The organism is Marinobacter sp. V34, from assembly GCF_055524115.1.
This window is the reverse complement of the sequence record NZ_JBUPZY010000026.1, coordinates 1-1,320: the sequence shown is the minus strand read 5'-3', so window position 1 is coordinate 1,320 and position 1,320 is coordinate 1. Positions and strand designations below refer to the sequence as shown.

The 1,320-nt window shown below is 56.1% G+C and carries 1 protein-coding gene; it reads left to right on the top strand.

Annotation, left to right across the window (positions count from 1 at the left end):
* Positions 1–81 precede the first annotated feature (81 nt).
* Positions 82–1,286, top strand: a protein-coding gene (locus tag AC0B60_RS20175) for an IS3 family transposase (protein ID WP_465087658.1) whose coding sequence is annotated in 2 segments (ribosomal slippage) — positions 82–409 and positions 409–1,286 — 1,206 coding nt in all. Because the reading frame shifts where the segments join, the coding sequence is not laid out codon by codon here.
* Positions 1,287–1,320 lie beyond the last annotated feature (34 nt).

The following is a 1,320-nucleotide window of genomic DNA, read 5'->3' as shown; positions in this document are numbered from 1 at the left end:
CTGTAGTAGCCCCCATTTAAACCGGACACCTTGGTAGAAGCAAAGGCCTAGGCATAGACCTAGTGCAAAGGAGTGTCCAAGGTGGAGAGAATCGAAGTCATAACCGGAGTGCAGCGTCGTCGCCGGTATTCCGCGCAGGAGAAGGCATTCATGGTCGCGGAGTGTGAGCGGCCTGGCATGTCGGTATCGCTTGTCGCACGACGTCATGGTATATCAGCAAGTCTGTTGTTCCGTTGGAAGAAGCTGATGAAAGACGGTGGCATGTCCGCGATTGAATCTGGTGATGAGGTTGTCAGTGCATCCGAGATGAAAGCCCTGAACAAGAAGGTCCGGGAGCTGGAGCGGATGCTGGGCCGCAAGACGATGGAAGCTGAAATACTCCGGGAAGCCCTGGAGGTGGCTCAGTCAAAAAAGTTGATCTCGCGCATGCCGTTGCTGCCACCGGACGATACCCTCTGAAACGGGTTGCGGAGGTAATGAAGGTATCGCGCTCCAACCTTATGGATCGCCTTCATGGTCGCCAGAAAGGCAGAAGTCCGAGATACAACAAGCAGGACGATGACCGGCATTTGCCGTTTATTCGAGAGCTGTGCGATGCCCGTGCTGCCAATGGCTATCGAAGGATCACTGCTCGGCTGAATCGGTTGCTGGCAGCAAACGACGAGCGAGTGAACCACAAGCGCGTGTATCGACTGATGAAGCAGGATGGACTGTTGTTACCCCGTTATACGGGACGGCCCCAGGAGCGCTGCCATAACGGCCAGGTCATCACCTTGAAGCCAGACCTTCGCTGGTGCTCAGACGGCTTCGAAATCCGTTGCTGGAACAAGGAAGTTGTGCGTGTTGCGTTCAGCCTGGACTGTTGTGACCGCGAACTGATGCGCTACGTGGCGACCACCGGCGGCATCACCGCTGAGATGGTTCAGGACTTACTGCTGGAAAGTCTGGAATATCGTTTCGGCCAGTCAGAGCGGGTGCCGCACCCGCTGGAATGGCTGACGGATAATGGCAGCTGCTACATTGCCAAAGAAACGCGAGCCTTCGCGTCCTCTCTGGGCTTTGTGGTGTGCACCACACCGGTCAGAAGCCCTCAGAGCAACGGCATGGCTGAGGCCTTCGTGAAGACGTTCAAACGGGACTATGTGTACCTGAACGATCTTCCTGATGCCGCCACGGTGATGGCCAGGTTGCCGGAATGGATCGAGGACTATAACCGCAGCCACCCGCACAAAGGGTTGAAAATGAAGTCGCCCTGGGAGTACCGGGCAGAACTGGCATCAAATTGATGAGGTGGTGTCCGGTTTAGCGGGGGCAACTACA